Genomic DNA, 16,325 nt, shown 5'->3' on the forward strand with positions numbered 1-16,325 from the left:
GTCAGAGCGTCACGCGGGGACTGCATCGTTGCAACATCGGTTCGGCATGTGGGCTGCGTCGGCGGCGCTGGTCGCAAGCGTGTGCTATGGGGGCCCGCAGCCGCTGCAGGTCGCCGGCGTGCTGGTGGATCCGTGGGACCGGATCCTGATCTTTGCGCCGTCGCTGGCGCTGGCCCCGGCCTTCGTTCTCACCATGGTCGCGGTTCACGGGACGGCTCCGGCGGAACGCCAGACGTACAGCCTCGCGGCGCTGGCACTCGCCATCATGTATGGTGTGATGGCCTGCATCGTCTATGCCACGTAACTCGGCGTCGTCATCCCGCATGATCTGCGTGGCGACGGTGCGCGCTACGCCTTGCTGGCCTGCTGCGGTCAGAACCAGCTGATGGCCGGCATCGACCTTGTCGGCTACACTTTGATGAGCTTGTCGCTGCTGTGTGCCGCGCCGGTGTTTTCGGGCAGCCGAGCGATCCGGCTGTGGCTGCTGGCCAACGGCGCGCTCGCGCCGTTCCTGTTTCTGCAGCTAGCCTATCCACGGCTGATCTATGTCGGCGCGCTGTGGCTGGTGACGTTTCCGGCGGCGGTGCTGCAGCTGGCGTTATGGTTCCGCGGCCGCAGGGCAGTCGGACACCGGCCCCGCGATCTTGCCAGGCGTTAGCGGCCTTCGCCTGCCGGTCCAACTCCTCCACGAACAGCCGGGCATGCCCCGACAGCGCGCTGAAATCCGTTGTGCAGACGGGCGGCGGCCCGGACGGCACCGACGTCAAGGCGCTCAACGCGCGGCGCACCCCGCTGGTCAGCGCGGCCAATGGCGTCGCCGCGCCGTGTTTCATGGTCGTCGGCGGTGGTTCGCCTCGTGATCGTGCCGGTGGCAGCGGCGACGACGCTGGTCTGCTTCGTCAGGGCCTGCGGTTGAGCGGGCGGTTTACGGCCCGTGCTTCAGTAGTTCATAGACCACCGGATTGTCGGCGCACGCGGCAAAGCCGCATTCCAGCCAGGTGGAGAGCACGTTCAGCGCGACGAGGCCGATCACCAGCCACACCGCCATCCGCGCAACGCCGCCGGCCACAGGCGCCGGCGTCGGCGCGAACTGCTCGTCGAACAGCAGGATCAAGGCGATCAGCACGATGGCCGCAATGAATCCAATCAGCGCCCAAGTGTAATAGTGATAGCCGAGTAGGGCCGTGCCGTAGCCGGGGTCGCCGGGCATGATGTGCAGCAGCACCTGCCGGGTCGAGGCCACCGCGCCGGCCACCGCGACCAGCAGCGACAGGCCGTATTGGCTGGGCCGCGGCCCGAAGCGGATATTCAGGATGGGGCCAATCGCCAGCAGCGCGAACATGATCCTCTGCAGCAGGCACAGCGGGCAGGGCAGTTCGTGCAGCACAAGCTGCGCGGCAAAGGCCGCGGCCAGCACCAGCGCGACCGCACCGAGTGCGAGGACATTGAGGGTGACGGCGCGCGCCGGGGTGAGAATGGCCATCAGAACGACAGTTTCAGCACGTCGGTGGCGTGGTGCAGATAGGTGGCGACGCAGGCCACGAAGGTTGCGGCGAACAGCGAAAGCGCCCAGCCGCGCGAGCCGCGCCAGGCGGCAAGCATCACGATGGCGACGGCCAGAAAAAGTGCGGTGAATTCCATTGTCGCTCCGATGAAGATTGCGATTAACCCTATGCCAGATCTCGCCGATCTGCTAGGTCTCCAATAGGCGCCAATCCGGAACCACCCGACATGACGATCACCATCTACGGCATCAAGAATTGCGACACCATGAAGAAGGCCCGCACCTGGCTCGATGGCCACGGCGTTGCCTATGACTTTCACGACTACAAGGCCGCGGGCATCGACAAGGCCCGGCTGACCGGCTGGATGAAGCAGGTCGGATGGGAAACCCTGCTGAACCGCGCCGGCACCACCTTCCGCAAGCTTGACGATGCCGACCGGCAGGATCTCACCGCGGCCAAGGCCATCACGCTGATGCTGGCGCAGCCGTCGATGATCAAGCGTCCGGTGCTGGATCTCGGCGACCGCCTGCTGGTCGGCTTCAAACCGGAGATCTATGCGAAGGAGGTCGGCTGATGGCCGGCTTTTTCTCGTCGCATTAGCCGAACTCGATGATGTCGCCGGCGGTGCTGCGGCCGGGCAGGCGGTGAAACAGGTCACGGTCGATCACCGTCCGAACGCATGGTGGCGGCAGCGACTGCTGGCCGCGCAGCAGGTTCTTGATCTCGAAGTTGCCGTCCTCGCTGATGGTTTTCAGCGATGCCACGATGTGGCTGACGGCGTGACCGTCGGAAAACGGCATCAGCATGCGTTCATAGGCGACCGGGCGGCCCTTGATGTCTTCCACCAGGGTCACGGTGTAGATCGGCAAAGCGCGGCCGATGCAGGCATAATAGGCCGGCAGGATCGCCGGACCGAGGACTGGTCCGAGATATTCGTCGAGGAATCGGCCTTTGCCGGTGTTGCCATAGGCATGCGACATCCGCGTGCCGTTGCTGTCGATGGTCAGCCGTGGCGGCTGGCGGGTGTTGTCGACGAGGTAGTAGACGAGATCGAGAACTTCCTCTTCGAGCCGCTCGGGCTGATACTCGGCGACGCACGGCAGCTGCTGCTGTCGGGAGTACAGGCGCAGCCAGTTGTTCAGCAATTCCCGCTGCCGGATCGATTTGACGACTGACGGGTTGGCGCTTGCGAAATCCATTTCGAATCCCCGGCAGCTCATCCGAGCATAGTATCGGAATGACGGTATCATCGGATGGCTTGGGAAACATAGTGTGAAAGCGGGCATTCCCTGGAAATGCAATTAAAGGGTGATTTCCTGTGGCGTTGACGGTCTGTCACCGGCGGTCTGCGGCGTCGGTTTTCCGCCGCCGGGGATTCGGGCGGCTCAATGCGACTAATGGCCGAGAGGGCTGCGGCGGAGCGTCCCGCCGTTGCCCAGCTTTGCTCCTTGCGTTCGCTGCGCCGTTGAAGGCATATTCCGCGCGAGACGGCCGGTCGGTGGCGAAGTCGAACGCGCCACAGGAACAGGACGTGCCAGAAATCGGCCAGCGCGATGACGCACGCGGCAAAGGCTGATGGGGGAAATTTGCTTGTCTGATGAGTTCATTCTTGAAACCCACGGATTGACCAAGGAATTCGCGGGGTTCTTCGCGGTTCAGGACGTCAATCTCCGGGTACGCCGTGGCACTATCCACGCCTTGATCGGTCCCAACGGGGCCGGCAAGACCACGTGTTTCAACCTGCTGACCAAGTTTCTGAAGCCGTCCAGCGGCCAGATTCTGTATAATGGGCGGGATATCACCACGCTGGCGCCAGCCGACGTGGCGCGGCAGGGCCTTGTGCGTTCGTTCCAGATTTCGGCGGTGTTTCCGCATCTGACGGCGCTGGAAAACGTCCGGGTCGCATTGCAGCGCCAGCACGGCGCCTCGTTCGATTTCTGGCGCTCCAAGACCGTGCTCGACCAGTACAACCGCCGCGCCGAAGAACTGCTCGAGGACGTCGGCCTCAGCGAATTCACGGCGACGCCGGCGGTGGAAATGCCCTACGGCCGCAAGCGCGCGCTGGAGATTGCGACCACGCTGGCGCTCGATCCGGAGATGATGCTGCTCGACGAGCCGATGGCCGGCATGGGCCATGAGGACATCGACAAGATCGCGGCGCTGATCAAGCGGATCTCGGCCAAATACACCATCCTGATGGTCGAGCATAACCTCAGCGTCGTCTCCAACCTGTCCGACATCATTACAGTGCTGACGCGCGGCAAGGTGCTTGCGGAAGGCAGCTATGCCGACCTGACCAAGGACGAGCGCGTCAAGGAAGCCTATCTGGGAGCCGGGCATGGTTGAGATGACAATGACCGCCCCCGCGACCGACGCGGCGTCCGCAAAGCCGATTCTCGAGATCAACAATCTTGAGGCGTGGTATGGCGAGTCGCACATCCTGCACGGCATCAATTTCAACGTGAAGCCCGGTGAGGTCGTGACCTTGCTCGGCCGCAACGGCGCCGGCAAGACCACGACGCTGAAGTCCATCATGGGCATCATCGGCAAGCGCGCCGGTTCGATCAAGTTCGACGGCCACGACATCTCGAAGGCGACATCGGACAAGATTGCGCGGCTCGGCATCGCGTTCTGCCCGGAAGAACGCGGTATCTTCTCGAGTCTCGACGTGCGCGAGAACCTGCTGCTGCCGCCGATCGTGCGGCCGGGCGGGTTGTCGCTGGATCAGATTTTCGAGCTGTTTCCGAACCTCAAGGAGCGCTTGAACAGCCAGGGCACCAAGCTGTCCGGCGGCGAGCAGCAGATGCTGGCGATCGGGCGGATCCTGCGCACCGGCGCGCGCTTCCTGATGCTCGACGAACCCACCGAAGGCCTCGCGCCGGTGATCATCCAGCAGATCGGGCACACCATCGCCCGGCTGAAATCCGAAGGATTTACCATTCTCTTGGTGGAGCAGAACTTCCGCTTCGCCGCGACCGTGGCGGATCGCTACTACATCGTCGAGCACGGCAAGATCATCGATGGTTTTGCCAATTCCGAGTTGTCGGCCAACATGGAAAAGCTGCACACCTATCTCGGCGTCTGAATACGTCACACCTGTCGGAGGAGGATAAAATGAAGAAAAAGATTGCGGCATTGCTGCTCGGGACCGCTCTGACGCTGACGACGGCGAGCATGGCGTCCGCCCAGGACAAGACCGTCAAGATCGGCTCGCTCAGCGACCAGTCCGGCCTTTATGCCGATCTCGGCGGGCCCGGCTCGACGCTGGCCGCGCAGATGGCCGCCGAGGATTCCGGCCTGCTGGCCAAGGGCTGGAAGATCGACATCATCTCAGGCGATCACCAGAACAAGCCGGACATCGGCTCCAACATCGCGCGCCAGTGGTTCGACGTCGACAAGGTCGACACCATCGTCGACGTGCCGAATTCCGGCGTGGCGCTGGCCGTCAACACCATCGTCAAGGAAAAGAACGGCGTCTACATCAATTCGGGTGCCGCGACCTCCGACCTGACCAACGCGCAGTGCTCGCCCAACACCGTGCACTGGACCTACGATACCTACATGCTGGCACATTCGACCGGGCAGGCGATGGTCAAGGCCGGCGGCGACAGCTGGTTCTTCCTCACCGCCGACTATGCGTTCGGCGCCGCGCTGGAGCGCGACACCAGCGAAGTCGTCAAGGCCAATGGCGGCAAGATCGTCGGCGGCGTCAAGCACCCGCTCAACACCGCGGACTTCTCGTCGTTCCTGCTGCAGGCGCAGGCGTCCAAGGCCAAGGTCATCGGCCTCGCCAATGCCGGCGGCGACACCACCAACTCGATCAAGCAGGCTGCCGAATTCGGCATCACCAAGGGCGGCCAGAAGCTCGCGGCCTTGCTGCTGTTCATCACCGACGTCAAGGCGATCGGCCTCGAGACGGCGCAGGGCTTGAGCTTCACCGAGACCTTCTACTGGGATCTCAACGACAACACCCGCGCGTTCTCCAAGAAGTTCGCCGCGCGCATGAAGAACGGCGCGCCGCCGTCGATGGTGCAGGCCGGCGTCTATGCCGGACTGATTCATTACTTCAAGGCGCTCGAGGCGCTCGGCAGTAATCCCCATGACGGCGCCAAGGTCGTCGCCAAGATGAAGGAAATGCCGACCGACGATCCGCTGTTCGGCAAGGGCGCGATCCAGCCCAACGGCCGCACCATCCACTCCGCCTATCTGTTCGAAGTGAAGAAGCCTTCGGAGTCGAAGTCGGCGTGGGATTTCTACAAGCTGGTCGGAACTGTTCCCGGCGACCAGGCCTTCACGCCGCTCGACAAGAGCACGTGCCCGCTGCTGAAGAAATAAAACGCGCGGCCCGGCAGCCACGAGCTGCCGGGCCGTTGCTTCTCCAAGGTTAGAGTTGAGAGCACCATGTCGATCAATCTTCAGGCCCTGTTCGCGCAATTGCTGGTCGGGCTCATCAACGGCTCGTTCTACGCGCTGTTGTCACTGGGTCTTGCCGTGATCTTCGGCATGCTCAACATCATCAATTTCGCGCATGGCGCGCTCTACATGATGGGCGCGTTCTGCGCTTATTTCCTGCTCAACGTGATGGGTATCGGCTACTGGCCGGCGCTGATCGTGGCGCCCATCGTGGTCGGCATCTTCGGCATGATCCTCGAACGTACCATGCTGAAATGGATTTCCGGCCTCGACCATCTCTACGGGCTGCTGCTAACCTTCGGCCTCGCGCTGATCATCCAGGGCGTGTTCCAGAACTACTTCGGCTCCTCGGGCCTTCCTTATGCGATCCCCGACATCCTCAAAGGCGGCATGAATCTCGGCTTCATGTTCCTGCCGATCTATCGCGGCTGGGTGGTGGTGTTCTCGCTGATCGTCTGCCTGCTGACCTGGTACCTGATCGAGCGCACCCGGCTTGGCGCAAACCTGCGCGCCGCCACCGAGAACCCGACGCTGGTGCGCGCCTTCGGCATCAACGTGCCCCGCATGATCACGCTGACCTACGGGCTCGGCGTCGGTCTCGCCGCGCTCGCCGGCGTGCTGTCGGCGCCGATCAACCAGGTCCGGCCGCTGATGGGCGCCGACCTGATCATCGTGGTGTTCGCGGTGGTGGTGATCGGCGGCATGGGCTCGATCATGGGCTCCATCATCACCGGTTTTGCACTCGGCATCGTCGAGGGGCTGACCAAGTATTTTTATCCCGAGGCCTCCAACACCGTCGTCTTCGTTCTGATGGTTCTGGTGTTGCTGATCAAGCCATCGGGACTGACGGGACGGGCCGCCTGACATGACCACCATTACTGAAAACGCCATTCCCGAACCGCGCCGCGGCACCAGCGATGCCATGATCGCCTTCGTGATCATGACGGCGCTGCTGCTGGTCGTGCCGCTGACCGGGGTCTATCCGTTCTTCGTCATGCAGGCTCTGTGCTTCGCGCTGCTGGCCTGCGCCTTCAACCTGCTGATCGGCTATGGCGGCTTGCTGTCGTTCGGTCACGCGATGTTTTTGGGCACCGCCGGCTATTTCACCGCACACGCCCTGAAGGTCTGGGGCATGTCGCCGGAACTCGGTATTCTGGTCGGCACATTGGGCGCCGCGGCGCTCGGTGTCATCACCGGCCTCGTCGCCATCCGCCGACAGGGCATCTACTTCGCCATGATCACGCTGGCGCTGTCGCAGCCGTTGTACTTCGTCTATCTGCAGACGCCGTTTACCCACGGCGAGGACGGCATCCAGGGCATTCCCCAGGGCAAGCTGTTCGGCCTCTTCAATCTCGCCAATTCGACCACGCTCTATTACGTGATCCTCGCCGGCTTCCTGCTCGGCTTCCTGGTGATCTACCGCGCCATCAACTCGCCGTTCGGCGAGGTGCTGAAGGCGATCCGCGAGAACGAGCCGCGCGCCATCTCGCTGGGCTACAAGACCGATCAGTACAAGCTGCTGGCCTATATCCTGTCGGGCACGCTGGCGGGCTTTGCCGGTTCGCTGAAGGTGTTCGTGGCGCAGAACGCCTCATTGACCGACGTGCACTGGACCATGTCCGGTGAAATCGTGCTGATGACCCTGGTCGGCGGCCTCGGCACCATCTTCGGGCCGGTGGTCGGCGCCTTCGTAATCATCGCCATGCAGCAATATCTCGCCGGATTCGGCCAGTGGGTGACGGTGATCCAGGGCGTGATCTTCGTGGTCTGCGTGCTGACCTTCCGGCGCGGCGTGATTGGCGAGATCGCGCACTACTTCAAGCGCTCGCTGTAATCAGCAGCGTCCGCGCGCAGCGTCGGCTGGTTCGGCGCCACGCAAGCGCGTTCCTGCCGCGCTGTATGGCGGGGCCGTTCGTTGCACCGTGAAGCGGGGCGCATCGAGGTGCTTCACCGCGGTGCGACTTCCCGACCTTAATTGACCCGCACGGTTGCGAGAAACTTCTCCACCTCGATTTTGAGCCGGTTGCTTTCGCCGGACAGTTGCTGGGCCGAAGCCAGTACCTGCGACGAGGCCACGCCGGTCTCGCTGGCGCCGCGGCTCATTTCCACGATCTTGGCTGTGACTTCGCTGGCGCCCGCCGAGGCGCGCTCGACATTGCGGGCAATGTCGCCGGTGACGAGGTGCTGTTTCTCGACGGCGACCGCGCTGCTGCCGGCGATGTCCGCCAGCCGGTCGATGGTGGTGCCGATCGCCTTGATGGCCGACACCGAAATGTCGGTCGCCGTCTGCATGCCGCCGATCTGCTGCCGAATCTCGCCGGTGGCGGTGGCGGTCTGCGCCGCGAGGGTTTTGACTTCCTGGGCGACCACCGCGAAGCCCCGTCCGGATGCGCCGGCGCGGGCCGCTTCGATGGTCGCATTCAGCGCCAGCAGGTTGGTCTGCCGGGCGATCTTGGCGATGAGATCGACGACGTCGCCGATCTTCACGGCGGCCTCGGAAAGCGCATTGACCTTGGCGTCGGTCTCCTGCGCCTGCCGCACGGCTGCGCCGGCGATCTGCGTGGATTCCGTCATCTGCCGCCCGATCTCGTTGAACGACGAGGACATCTCGCCGGCCGCCGATGCGACCGAATGGACGCTGGAGGAGGCGTCCCGGGAAGCCAGGGTCACGTCATGGGAGAGTTCTTCGGTGACATGCGCGGTGGCCTTCAGCGTCACGGCCGTCGCTTCGAGTTCGGTCGAGGCCGAAGACACCGCGTTGATGATGTCGCCGACCGCGCTCTCGAAGGCGTCCGCGAGCCTATGCGTCTCCGCCTTGCGCCGTTCGTCGGCCATGCGATCCTGCCGGCTTTTCTCCTCAACCTGCTCGGCGGCACGTTCGGCGGCCTTGACCTTGAAGGATTCGACCGCCCGCGCCATCTCGCCGATTTCGTCGTTGCGACCGAGACCGGGCAGCACAAGGTCGAATCGGCCCGAGGCGAGCTGCTGCATGGCTTGCGTCATCCGGGAAATCGACTTCGCGATCCGCTGTCCGAAAATCAGCGCCAGCAATCCGATTCCAAGGATGGCGAATTTGATCGACGAGGACAGCAGGTCGCGTGTTTCGTCGGCATGGCGCGCCGCGGCCTCATAGCGATCAGTCGCGAATTTGCTGAGGATCAGCAAAGGCGGTCGGGTGCGCGCGAAAACGCTGGCAAAGTCCTCGGCTTCCTCATTGAGCGAACTCTGGCTGACCGAGTAGGCCATGAAGGCCTGTTCGTAGGTACGAACCAGCGCTGTCGTTTCCGCTTTCTGCTGTTCGCTCAGGTCTGACGACTTGAGGGCGGTTTCAAACTCGGCAACGCGCTCGCGCAGCCTGTCAAAATACTTGTCGTCGCCGCGCAGCGCGAAGTCCTTCTCGTTGATGCGCATGGCCAGGAACAGCATTGTCAGCCGCGGCTGGTCCAGCTCGGATAATCGCAGCTCCAGCCGGCGTGCGGCCGAGCCCAGCTTGCCCTGCAGCCCGTCCTTGTCGCTGAACCCGATGATCCGCTGCGCGGCAATGATGTTGTGAAAGCGCGTGGCATAGAGGTTCATGCCCGATCGCAGCGCTGAAATCTGCTGCGGCGCGTCGGTCTCCACCGCCTCCACCAGTTTCTCGGTTTCCGCGAGGTGGGACAGGGCCTGCTGCAGCACGTGGTCGTATCGGTCGACGAGTTTTTCAGTTGGTTTGCGGAGAAAATCCGCACCGATCTGTCCGGCTTCCGAATAGTTATCTGACAGGCTTGTGACATGGGAGCGCAGCAACACGCTGCTGTCGGCCTGTCGTTGCGCCTCGGTGCCGAAATGCAGGCCGGCAAGGCAGATCGCGCCTGTCAGGATAACGCCGGTGATGGCGAGCAAGGCGATCTGCAGGCGCAGGCCAATCCTGATGCGCGTGATGGAAAGCAGCCCGGCAAGCGATCGACGATTGTGTAGTGCGAACATTTGCAGTGGTCCTCTGACACCATGTCAGAGGCTTCTAGGCAGCGATTTCTGAATCAATTCGTAAAGGTATCGTGGTCCGCCAAACTGTTTATTTTCATTTTGGCGCGCAGCGTTTTGTGCATGTCACATTGATTGCAAAATGCCATTCGTGGCGTGCCGCGTTTGGCGTGTGTGCGGTCGTGTCCGGGCCAGCTCGCGCGTTCGCGGCAGCGCCGATTGCAGACGCGTTGGTGTCGACCGAGGCGCGGGGGCTGGTCCCGGACCATGTCCGACCCGACGTGCCGCCCGGGATTGTATGCGCCCGGTCATCCACCGTTTGGTGCCACAAAGCGGTGGATGACGCCCGCCAATTGCCCGGCGTGTCTCAAAATGCTTTATGACGCTCATGTGACGGGGTGCCGCCCGAGGCGGCGTCCTGCAGATTTTGACGCGAAATGGATTGATTGATGCTGCGCTGGTTCCGAAGCTTCTTGCCGCGTGAAGAGAGGTTTTTCGACCTGTTCGCCCGCCATTCGGTGACGGTGGTGCAAGGCGCCGAAGCGCTGCTGGGGATGCTGCGTGGCGGCGACGAAACGCCGGTGTTCTGCCAGCGCGTCAACCAGTTCGAGAACGACGCCGACGCCATCACCCGCGAGGTGCTCACCGCGGTGCGCCGCACCTTCATTACCCCGTTCGACCGCGTCGACATCAAGAACCTGATCACGTCGATGGACGATGCCATCGACCAGATGCAGCAGACCGCCAAGGCGGTGATCCTGTTCGAGGTGCGGCAGTTCGAGCCGCCCATGCGCGAGATCGGCACGCTGCTGGTGGAATGCGCCAACCTGGTCGGCCGCGCGCTGCCGCTGATGAAGAACATCGGCGAAAATGTCGGATTGCTGACAGCGATCACCGAAGAACTCGGCAAGCTCGAAGGCCGCGTCGACGACCTGCACGACATCGGCCTCAAGGAGCTGTTTCTCAAGCACCGCGAAGCCAACACCATGGATTTCATCGTCGGCGCCGAGATCTACAAGCATCTCGAGAAGGTCGCCGACCGCTTCGACGACGTGGCGAACGAGATCAACAGCATCGTCATCGAACAGGTCTAGGGCAGGGCTGCACAGTGGATGCCACGCTCGCCCTTCCGGTGCTGATCGGCCTTATCGCCATCGCACTGCTGTTCGACTTCCTCAACGGGTTGCACGACGCCGCCAACTCGATCGCCACCATCGTGTCGACCCGGGTGCTGCGGCCGCAATACGCCGTGCTGTGGGCGGCGTTCTTCAATTTTGTCGCTTTTGCCGTGTTCGGGCTGCACGTCGCCAACACCATCGGCACCGGAATCATCGATCCCCATGTGATCGATGCCTCGGTGATTTTCGGCGCGCTGATGGGCGCCATCGTCTGGAACGTGATCACCTGGGGGCTGGGGATTCCATCGAGTTCCTCGCATGCGCTGATCGGCGGCCTGCTGGGGGCCGGCCTCGCCAAGGCCGGCTTTGCCGCGGCCGAATGGGAAGGCCTGTCGATGGCTTTGCTGGCCATCGTGCTGTCGCCGGTGATCGGCTTCCTGCTGGCGCTGGTGCTGACCGCGATCGTCTCGTGGGCCTCGGTGCGCTCGACGCCGTTCGCGGTGGACCGCGCCTTTCGCATCCTGCAATTCGTCTCGGCCTCGCTGTATTCGCTTGGTCATGGCGGCAACGATGCGCAGAAGACCATGGGCATCATCGCCGTGCTGCTCTATTCGCAGGGCCATCTCGGCAGCGAATTTTCGGTGCCGTTCTGGGTGGTGATGGCCTGCCAGACCGCCATGGCGCTGGGCACGCTGATGGGCGGCTGGCGGATCGTGCGCACCATGGGCCTGCGCATCACCAAGCTGACACCGATGCAGGGATTTTGCGCCGAAACCGGCGGCGCCGCGACTTTGTTCGCGGCCACGTTTCTGGGCGTGCCGGTCTCGACCACCCACACCATCACCGGCGCCATCGTCGGCGTCGGCGCCGCCCGCCGCGTTTCCGCGGTGCGCTGGAACGTGGCCAGCTCCATCGTCTACGCCTGGGTGATCACCATCCCGGCGTCGGCGATCGTCGCGGCGCTGGCCTATTGGGCCGTGCAACTGGTGCATCTGCCGTTTTAGGGCTTTTTGTAGGATGGGTAGAGCGGAGGCGCGAAGCGCCGGAGCGAAACCCATCAACTTCTGCTGATGGGTTTCGCTGCGCTCTACCCATCCTACAATCCAGCGTTCAGCTCACCAGCTTGAGGCCGACGATGCCGGCGACGATCAGCCCGATGCAGGCGATCCGGGCGAAACTCGAGGGATCGCCGAACAGCACGATGCCGAGGATTGCGGTGCCGACAGCGCCGATCCCGGTCCACACCGCATAGGCGGTTCCCATGGGCAGGGTTTTCAGCGCCAGCGCCAGCATGCCGACCGACGCGGTCATGCTCGTTAGGGTCAGCACCGAGGGGATCAGCCTGGTAAAGCCCTCGGTGTATTTCAGCCCGACGGCCCAGCCGACCTCGAGCAACCCGGCAATCAACAGTAGAAACCACGCCATGACGGCCTCCGGAACAAGCAGGCCGTCCTGCGCATGAAGGAATGGAAGGTCGTCCTTCCCCGGCCTATATGAGGGCCAGCGCCGTTGCGCGCAACCCGGCCGTTTTCCCGCATTTTCCCTTGATTGCGCCCGCTTTCCCTGCCACAGGCAACTCCATGTCCGACATTGCCCTCACTGCCGAATCGCCCGCGCGCGCCCAGCTCGCCATGGAAGTGGCCCGACGCCGCACCTTCGCGATCATCTCCCATCCTGACGCCGGCAAGACCACGCTGACGGAAAAGCTGCTGCTGTTCGGCGGCGCCATCAACCTGGCCGGCCAGGTCCGCGCCAAGGGCGAGCGCCGCTCGACCCGGTCCGACTGGATGAAGATCGAACGCGACCGCGGCATCTCCGTGGTCACCTCGGTGATGACCTTCGAGTTCAACAACCTGGTGTTCAACCTGCTGGACACGCCGGGCCACGAGGACTTCTCCGAAGACACTTACCGGACCCTGACGGCGGTCGATTCCGCGGTCATGGTGATCGACGCCGCCAAGGGCATCGAGGCGCGCACCCTGAAGCTGATCGAGGTCTGCCGTCTGCGCGACATTCCGATCATCACCTTCATCAACAAGATGGACCGCGAGAGCCGCGACACCTTCGACCTGCTCGACGAGATCGAGAAGACGCTGGCGCTCGACACCACGCCGATGACCTGGCCGGTCGGCCGCGGCCGCGACTTCCTCGGCACCTACGACATTTCCACCGGCGGCATCCGCCTGCTGGAAGGCGGCGGCGCCAAGACCGGTGCGGCGGAGAATATTGCGGTGGCCGACCTCGCCGCGCGCCATCCCAATCTCGACGTCTCCGAGACCCTCGAGGAACTGTCGCTGGTCAAGGAAGCCGGCAAGGCGTTCGATCTCGAATCCTTCCGCGAAGGCCACATGACGCCGGTGTATTTCGGCTCGGCGCTCCGCAACTTCGGCGTCGGCGATCTCCTGGAAGGCCTCGGCAAGTTCGCGCCGCCGCCGCGCGCGCAGGATTCCAACCTGCGCAAGGTGGAAGCCAGCGAGCCCGCCATGTCGGCCTTCGTTTTCAAGATCCAGGCCAACATGGATCCGAACCACCGCGACCGCATCGCCTTTGCACGTCTCTGCTCGGGCAAGCTGACCCGCGGCATGAAGGCCAAGCTGGTGCGCACCGGCAAGAACATGTCGCTGTCGAGCCCGCAGTTCTTCTTCGCGCAGGATCGCGCGCTGGCCGACGAGGCCTTTGCCGGCGACGTGGTCGGCATTCCCAACCACGGTACCTTGCGGATCGGCGACACCCTGACCGAGGGCGAGGATCTCACCTTCGTCGGCGTGCCCTCGTTCGCGCCGGAAATCGTCCGTCGCGTCCGGCTCACCGACGCCATGAAAGCCAAGAAGCTGAAAGAAGCCTTGCAGCAGATGTCGGAAGAGGGCGTGGTACAGGTGTTCCGCCCGCGCGACGGCGCGCCGGCCCTGGTCGGCGTGGTCGGCATGCTGCAGCTCGACGTGCTGAAGGCGCGATTGCAGGCTGAGTATCAGTTGCCGGTGGACTTCGAGATTTCCGAATTCTCGCTGGCGCGCTGGATTTCATCCGACGACCGCAAGAAGCTCGATACGTTCGTCAGCAACAACTCGTCGGGCGTCGCCGACGACGTGGACGGCGATCCGGTGTTCCTGGCCAAGAACGAGTTCTACCTGAACTACACCCGCGAACGCGCCGAAGGCATAGTGTTCTCGGATATCAAAGACGTGAAGAAGAAGGCGTGAGGCGACGCTGTTAATGGCAGAGATCGCGCGCGGAATATCGCCCGCTCTCCACTGTCATCACCCGCGAAAGCGGGTGATCCAGTAACCACAAACGTCGCGGTGCTATCATTGATGCCGGAGTGTACTGGATCGCCCGGTCCTGACGCGCAATTGCGCGCCTGGCCGGGCGATGTCAGTTGTGGTCGCGGCCCACGTCATCCCGCTTAGAACGACGTGAACAAGCAGGCGTAGAGCGATACTCTCCGCTTGTCGTCACCCGCGAAAGCGGGTGACCCAGTAAACGCCGGCATTTCGGCGCCATCACTGACTCCGCGGAATACTCGGTCGCCCGGTCATCCCCGATCAAGTCGAGGACAGGCGCCGGGCGATGACAGTTGCGGTTGCGGCGCTGCCTTGCGCATCATCGGCGCGAGTTGTCGCGACCCGCGTCATCCCGCTTAGAACGACGTGAACAAGCAGCCGTAGAGCGATACTCTCCGCTTGTCGTCACCCGCGAAAGCGGGTGACCGGGTAAACGCCGGCATTTCGGCGCCATCACTGACGCCGCGGAATACTCGGTCGCCCGGTCATCCCCGATCAAGTCGAGGACAGGCGCCGGGCGATGACAGTTGTGGTCGCGGCGCTGCCCTGCGCATCATCGGCGCGGTGCATCGTCCCACTCGCATCGCCTCACTCCGGCAGCTCCTTTCCTGCCTGCTCACGCACCATGTAGTCCGCGTACCAGTCCGCCCAGTTGTCGTCATGTGCGCCGGTGCGCTTCTCGTGTTCGCCATGCGCAGCGGCGGCGCGGCGTAAAGCCGCGGCGAGGTCGGTCGACGAGGCGAAGCTGGTTGCGGCTGCGTCGATGCGGCCGGGCAGGCGCGCGGTGATTTCCTGCAACAGCCAGCCATTGCCGTCGGGATCGCTGAACGCGGCGAATGAGCCGTAGCTTGAGTGCGCGGGATCGGTACCAGTGACCCGGAGCCGTCCGGACAGAAACGGTTCGTCCGGCCCGGCATGGACGTCGCCGCCGCCGTGGAACACGTCGCCGACCGCGACGCCGCGGCCGAGCAATTCCTTGCGCGCGGCTTCGATGTCGGAGACGATCAGGTACAGGCCGCGCGCCGAGCCCGGCGCCGCCGCGGTGACGTTGCTGCCGAAGATCACCGAGCAGCCGGAGCCGGGCGGCGTGAACTGGATGACGCGCCAGTCGCCGCCAGCGAAGTCGGCGTCAAGCCGCCAGCCGAGGCTGGCATAGAAGCCCTTGGCGCGGTCGACGTCGGACACCGGAATGACGATGACCTCGAGCTTCATGTCGAGCGCCGGGGCGGCCGGGGTGTTGGCTGCCGCATCGCTCCGCAACGGGGAACTGCTCATCCGGATCTCCCTGGGTTGGATCTGCGTGCGCAAAGTCTGCCGCCGGATCGTGGCGCGGGCAACGGCCTGGCGCGCGCCGATGACGAATAATTTACGATGCCTGCGGCGACCGTCGCTTGTTCGCGCGCGTTGTCGCGCTAGCTTCCTCGTCGGGGAGATCCCATGCTGCGCGCGTTCATGGTCGTTCTGGCGCTTGTTGTGTTCGCCGCTGCGGGTTCTGCTGAAGCACGACCGCGACATCCGGTCGACGCCACGCCGTTCGCGCACGCGCCGTGCAGCGTGCTGGACAATGCGCCCTGCACACCATCTTTCTGCAGCGTGTTCGAGCATGGGCCGTGCATTCCGGAAATCGACTACCCGATCGGGCAGAACCTGCAGGTGACGGTGCTGAGCGTGCCGGGCAGGGACGACACGGGAAAATATCAGCGGCCGGACCATGATCTCGACACGCTCGGCGACCTGTTCGCCATGCTGCGGTCGTGCTGGTCGCCGCCGGCGCAGGACGGTGCGAAAGCCGGGATACAGATGTCGGTGATGTTCAGCTTCAACAAGTCCGGCGCGATGATCGCCGCGCCGCGCATGACCTTTGCGAGCAAGGACGCCACGAGGGATCTGCGGCAGACCTATCTGCAGGCGATCGACGCCTCGCTTGATGGTTGCCTGCCGCTGCGGTTCACCGGCGGACTCGCCGGCGCCATTGCCGGGCGACCGATCATGATCCGCTATGTGGATAATCGCGATTTGCAGAACACCGCGAGGTAAGGCGCCTG

General features: G+C 63.7%; 18 protein-coding genes. 12 read left to right on the top strand and 6 right to left on the bottom strand.

The genetic code is table 11. From position 1 onward, the window contains the following. Nucleotides 1-28 precede the first annotated feature (28 nt). Nucleotides 29-304, top strand: a complete 276-nt coding sequence (locus tag ACUXVA_RS19225; RefSeq protein WP_445487546.1) for a hypothetical protein — start codon at nucleotides 29-31, stop codon at nucleotides 302-304. Nucleotides 305-385: 81 nt separating this feature from the next. Further along, a complete protein-coding gene (locus ACUXVA_RS19230; RefSeq protein WP_265078876.1) occupies nucleotides 386-658 on the top strand; it encodes a hypothetical protein in 273 nt (90 codons plus the stop codon). A gap of 267 nt (nucleotides 659-925) precedes the next feature. On the opposite strand, the gene ACUXVA_RS19235 is transcribed toward ACUXVA_RS19230, so the two are convergent. After that, entirely contained in the window at nucleotides 926-1,483 is a 558-nt protein-coding gene (locus ACUXVA_RS19235; protein WP_265078875.1) for a disulfide bond formation protein B, read from the bottom strand. Then, a complete protein-coding gene (locus ACUXVA_RS19240) occupies nucleotides 1,483-1,641 on the bottom strand; it encodes a DUF5993 family protein (RefSeq protein WP_265078874.1) in 159 nt (52 codons plus the stop codon). Before ACUXVA_RS19240 ends, ACUXVA_RS19235 begins: the two co-directional genes overlap by 1 nt. Nucleotides 1,642-1,731: 90 nt before the next feature. Here ACUXVA_RS19240 and ACUXVA_RS19245 point away from each other — a divergent pair, with 90 nt between their 5' ends. After that, nucleotides 1,732-2,079 carry an ArsC family reductase gene (locus ACUXVA_RS19245; RefSeq protein WP_265078873.1) on the top strand — a complete coding sequence of 116 codons (348 nt, stop codon included), beginning with the start codon at nucleotides 1,732-1,734 and terminating at the stop codon, nucleotides 2,077-2,079. A 22-nt stretch (nucleotides 2,080-2,101) separates the two neighbouring features. Here the strand turns inward: ACUXVA_RS19245 and ACUXVA_RS19250 are convergent, their stop codons facing one another. Further along, a complete protein-coding gene (locus ACUXVA_RS19250) occupies nucleotides 2,102-2,704 on the bottom strand; it encodes a hypothetical protein (RefSeq protein WP_265078872.1) in 603 nt (200 codons plus the stop codon). A gap of 391 nt (nucleotides 2,705-3,095) precedes the next feature. Here ACUXVA_RS19250 and ACUXVA_RS19255 point away from each other — a divergent pair, with 391 nt between their 5' ends. The 5 genes from ACUXVA_RS19255 to ACUXVA_RS19275 all read left to right on the top strand — a co-directional run bounded on the left by ACUXVA_RS19255 (nucleotide 3,096) and on the right by ACUXVA_RS19275 (nucleotide 7,752). Then, nucleotides 3,096-3,851, top strand: coding sequence for an ABC transporter ATP-binding protein (locus ACUXVA_RS19255; protein WP_265078871.1), 756 nt, complete (start codon nucleotides 3,096-3,098; stop codon nucleotides 3,849-3,851). Beyond that, a complete protein-coding gene (locus ACUXVA_RS19260) occupies nucleotides 3,844-4,590 on the top strand; it encodes an ABC transporter ATP-binding protein (RefSeq protein WP_265078870.1) in 747 nt (248 codons plus the stop codon). The genes ACUXVA_RS19255 and ACUXVA_RS19260 overlap by 8 nt, the downstream gene beginning before the upstream one ends. 29 nt (nucleotides 4,591-4,619) lie before the next feature. Then, a complete protein-coding gene (locus ACUXVA_RS19265; RefSeq protein ID WP_265078869.1) occupies nucleotides 4,620-5,840 on the top strand; it encodes an ABC transporter substrate-binding protein in 1,221 nt (406 codons plus the stop codon). A gap of 66 nt (nucleotides 5,841-5,906) precedes the next feature. Then, a complete protein-coding gene (locus ACUXVA_RS19270) occupies nucleotides 5,907-6,782 on the top strand; it encodes a branched-chain amino acid ABC transporter permease (RefSeq protein ID WP_265078868.1) in 876 nt (291 codons plus the stop codon). Between the two features lies 1 nt (nucleotide 6,783). Next, a complete protein-coding gene (locus ACUXVA_RS19275) occupies nucleotides 6,784-7,752 on the top strand; it encodes a branched-chain amino acid ABC transporter permease (protein WP_445487552.1) in 969 nt (322 codons plus the stop codon). 137 nt (nucleotides 7,753-7,889) lie between these two features. On the opposite strand, the gene ACUXVA_RS19280 is transcribed toward ACUXVA_RS19275, so the two are convergent. Then, nucleotides 7,890-9,884: a methyl-accepting chemotaxis protein gene (locus tag ACUXVA_RS19280; RefSeq protein ID WP_445487554.1), complete on the bottom strand. Its 1,995-nt coding sequence runs from the start codon at nucleotides 9,882-9,884 to the stop codon at nucleotides 7,890-7,892. A 446-nt stretch (nucleotides 9,885-10,330) separates the two neighbouring features. On the opposite strand from ACUXVA_RS19280, the gene ACUXVA_RS19285 reads away from it, so the two are divergent. Next, nucleotides 10,331-10,975: a DUF47 domain-containing protein gene (locus tag ACUXVA_RS19285; protein WP_265078864.1), complete on the top strand. Its 645-nt coding sequence runs from the start codon at nucleotides 10,331-10,333 to the stop codon at nucleotides 10,973-10,975. Nucleotides 10,976-10,989: 14 nt separating this feature from the next. Next, the gene (locus ACUXVA_RS19290) at nucleotides 10,990-12,003 is read left to right on the top strand and encodes an inorganic phosphate transporter (RefSeq protein WP_265078863.1); all 1,014 of its coding nucleotides are present in this window, start codon (nucleotides 10,990-10,992) and stop codon (nucleotides 12,001-12,003) included. 106 nt (nucleotides 12,004-12,109) lie between these two features. Here the strand turns inward: ACUXVA_RS19290 and sugE are convergent, their stop codons facing one another. Continuing rightward, nucleotides 12,110-12,424 (bottom strand): quaternary ammonium compound efflux SMR transporter SugE, encoded by a 315-nt coding sequence (gene sugE / locus ACUXVA_RS19295; protein ID WP_265078862.1) that lies wholly within the window; start codon nucleotides 12,422-12,424, stop codon nucleotides 12,110-12,112. 155 nt (nucleotides 12,425-12,579) lie between these two features. Here sugE and ACUXVA_RS19300 point away from each other — a divergent pair, with 155 nt between their 5' ends. After that, entirely contained in the window at nucleotides 12,580-14,199 is a 1,620-nt protein-coding gene (locus tag ACUXVA_RS19300) for a peptide chain release factor 3 (RefSeq protein ID WP_265078861.1), read from the top strand. A 669-nt stretch (nucleotides 14,200-14,868) separates the two neighbouring features. Here ACUXVA_RS19300 and ACUXVA_RS19305 read toward each other — a convergent pair. Beyond that, on the bottom strand, nucleotides 14,869-15,555 hold the full coding sequence (locus ACUXVA_RS19305; protein WP_265078860.1) for a VOC family protein: 687 nt from the start codon (nucleotides 15,553-15,555) through the stop codon (nucleotides 14,869-14,871). Nucleotides 15,556-15,717: 162 nt separating this feature from the next. Here ACUXVA_RS19305 and ACUXVA_RS19310 point away from each other — a divergent pair, with 162 nt between their 5' ends. Next, entirely contained in the window at nucleotides 15,718-16,317 is a 600-nt protein-coding gene (locus ACUXVA_RS19310; RefSeq protein WP_265078859.1) for a hypothetical protein, read from the top strand. Nucleotides 16,318-16,325: the final 8 nt, after the last annotated feature.

The organism is Rhodopseudomonas sp. RCAM05734 (genome assembly GCF_052658035.1).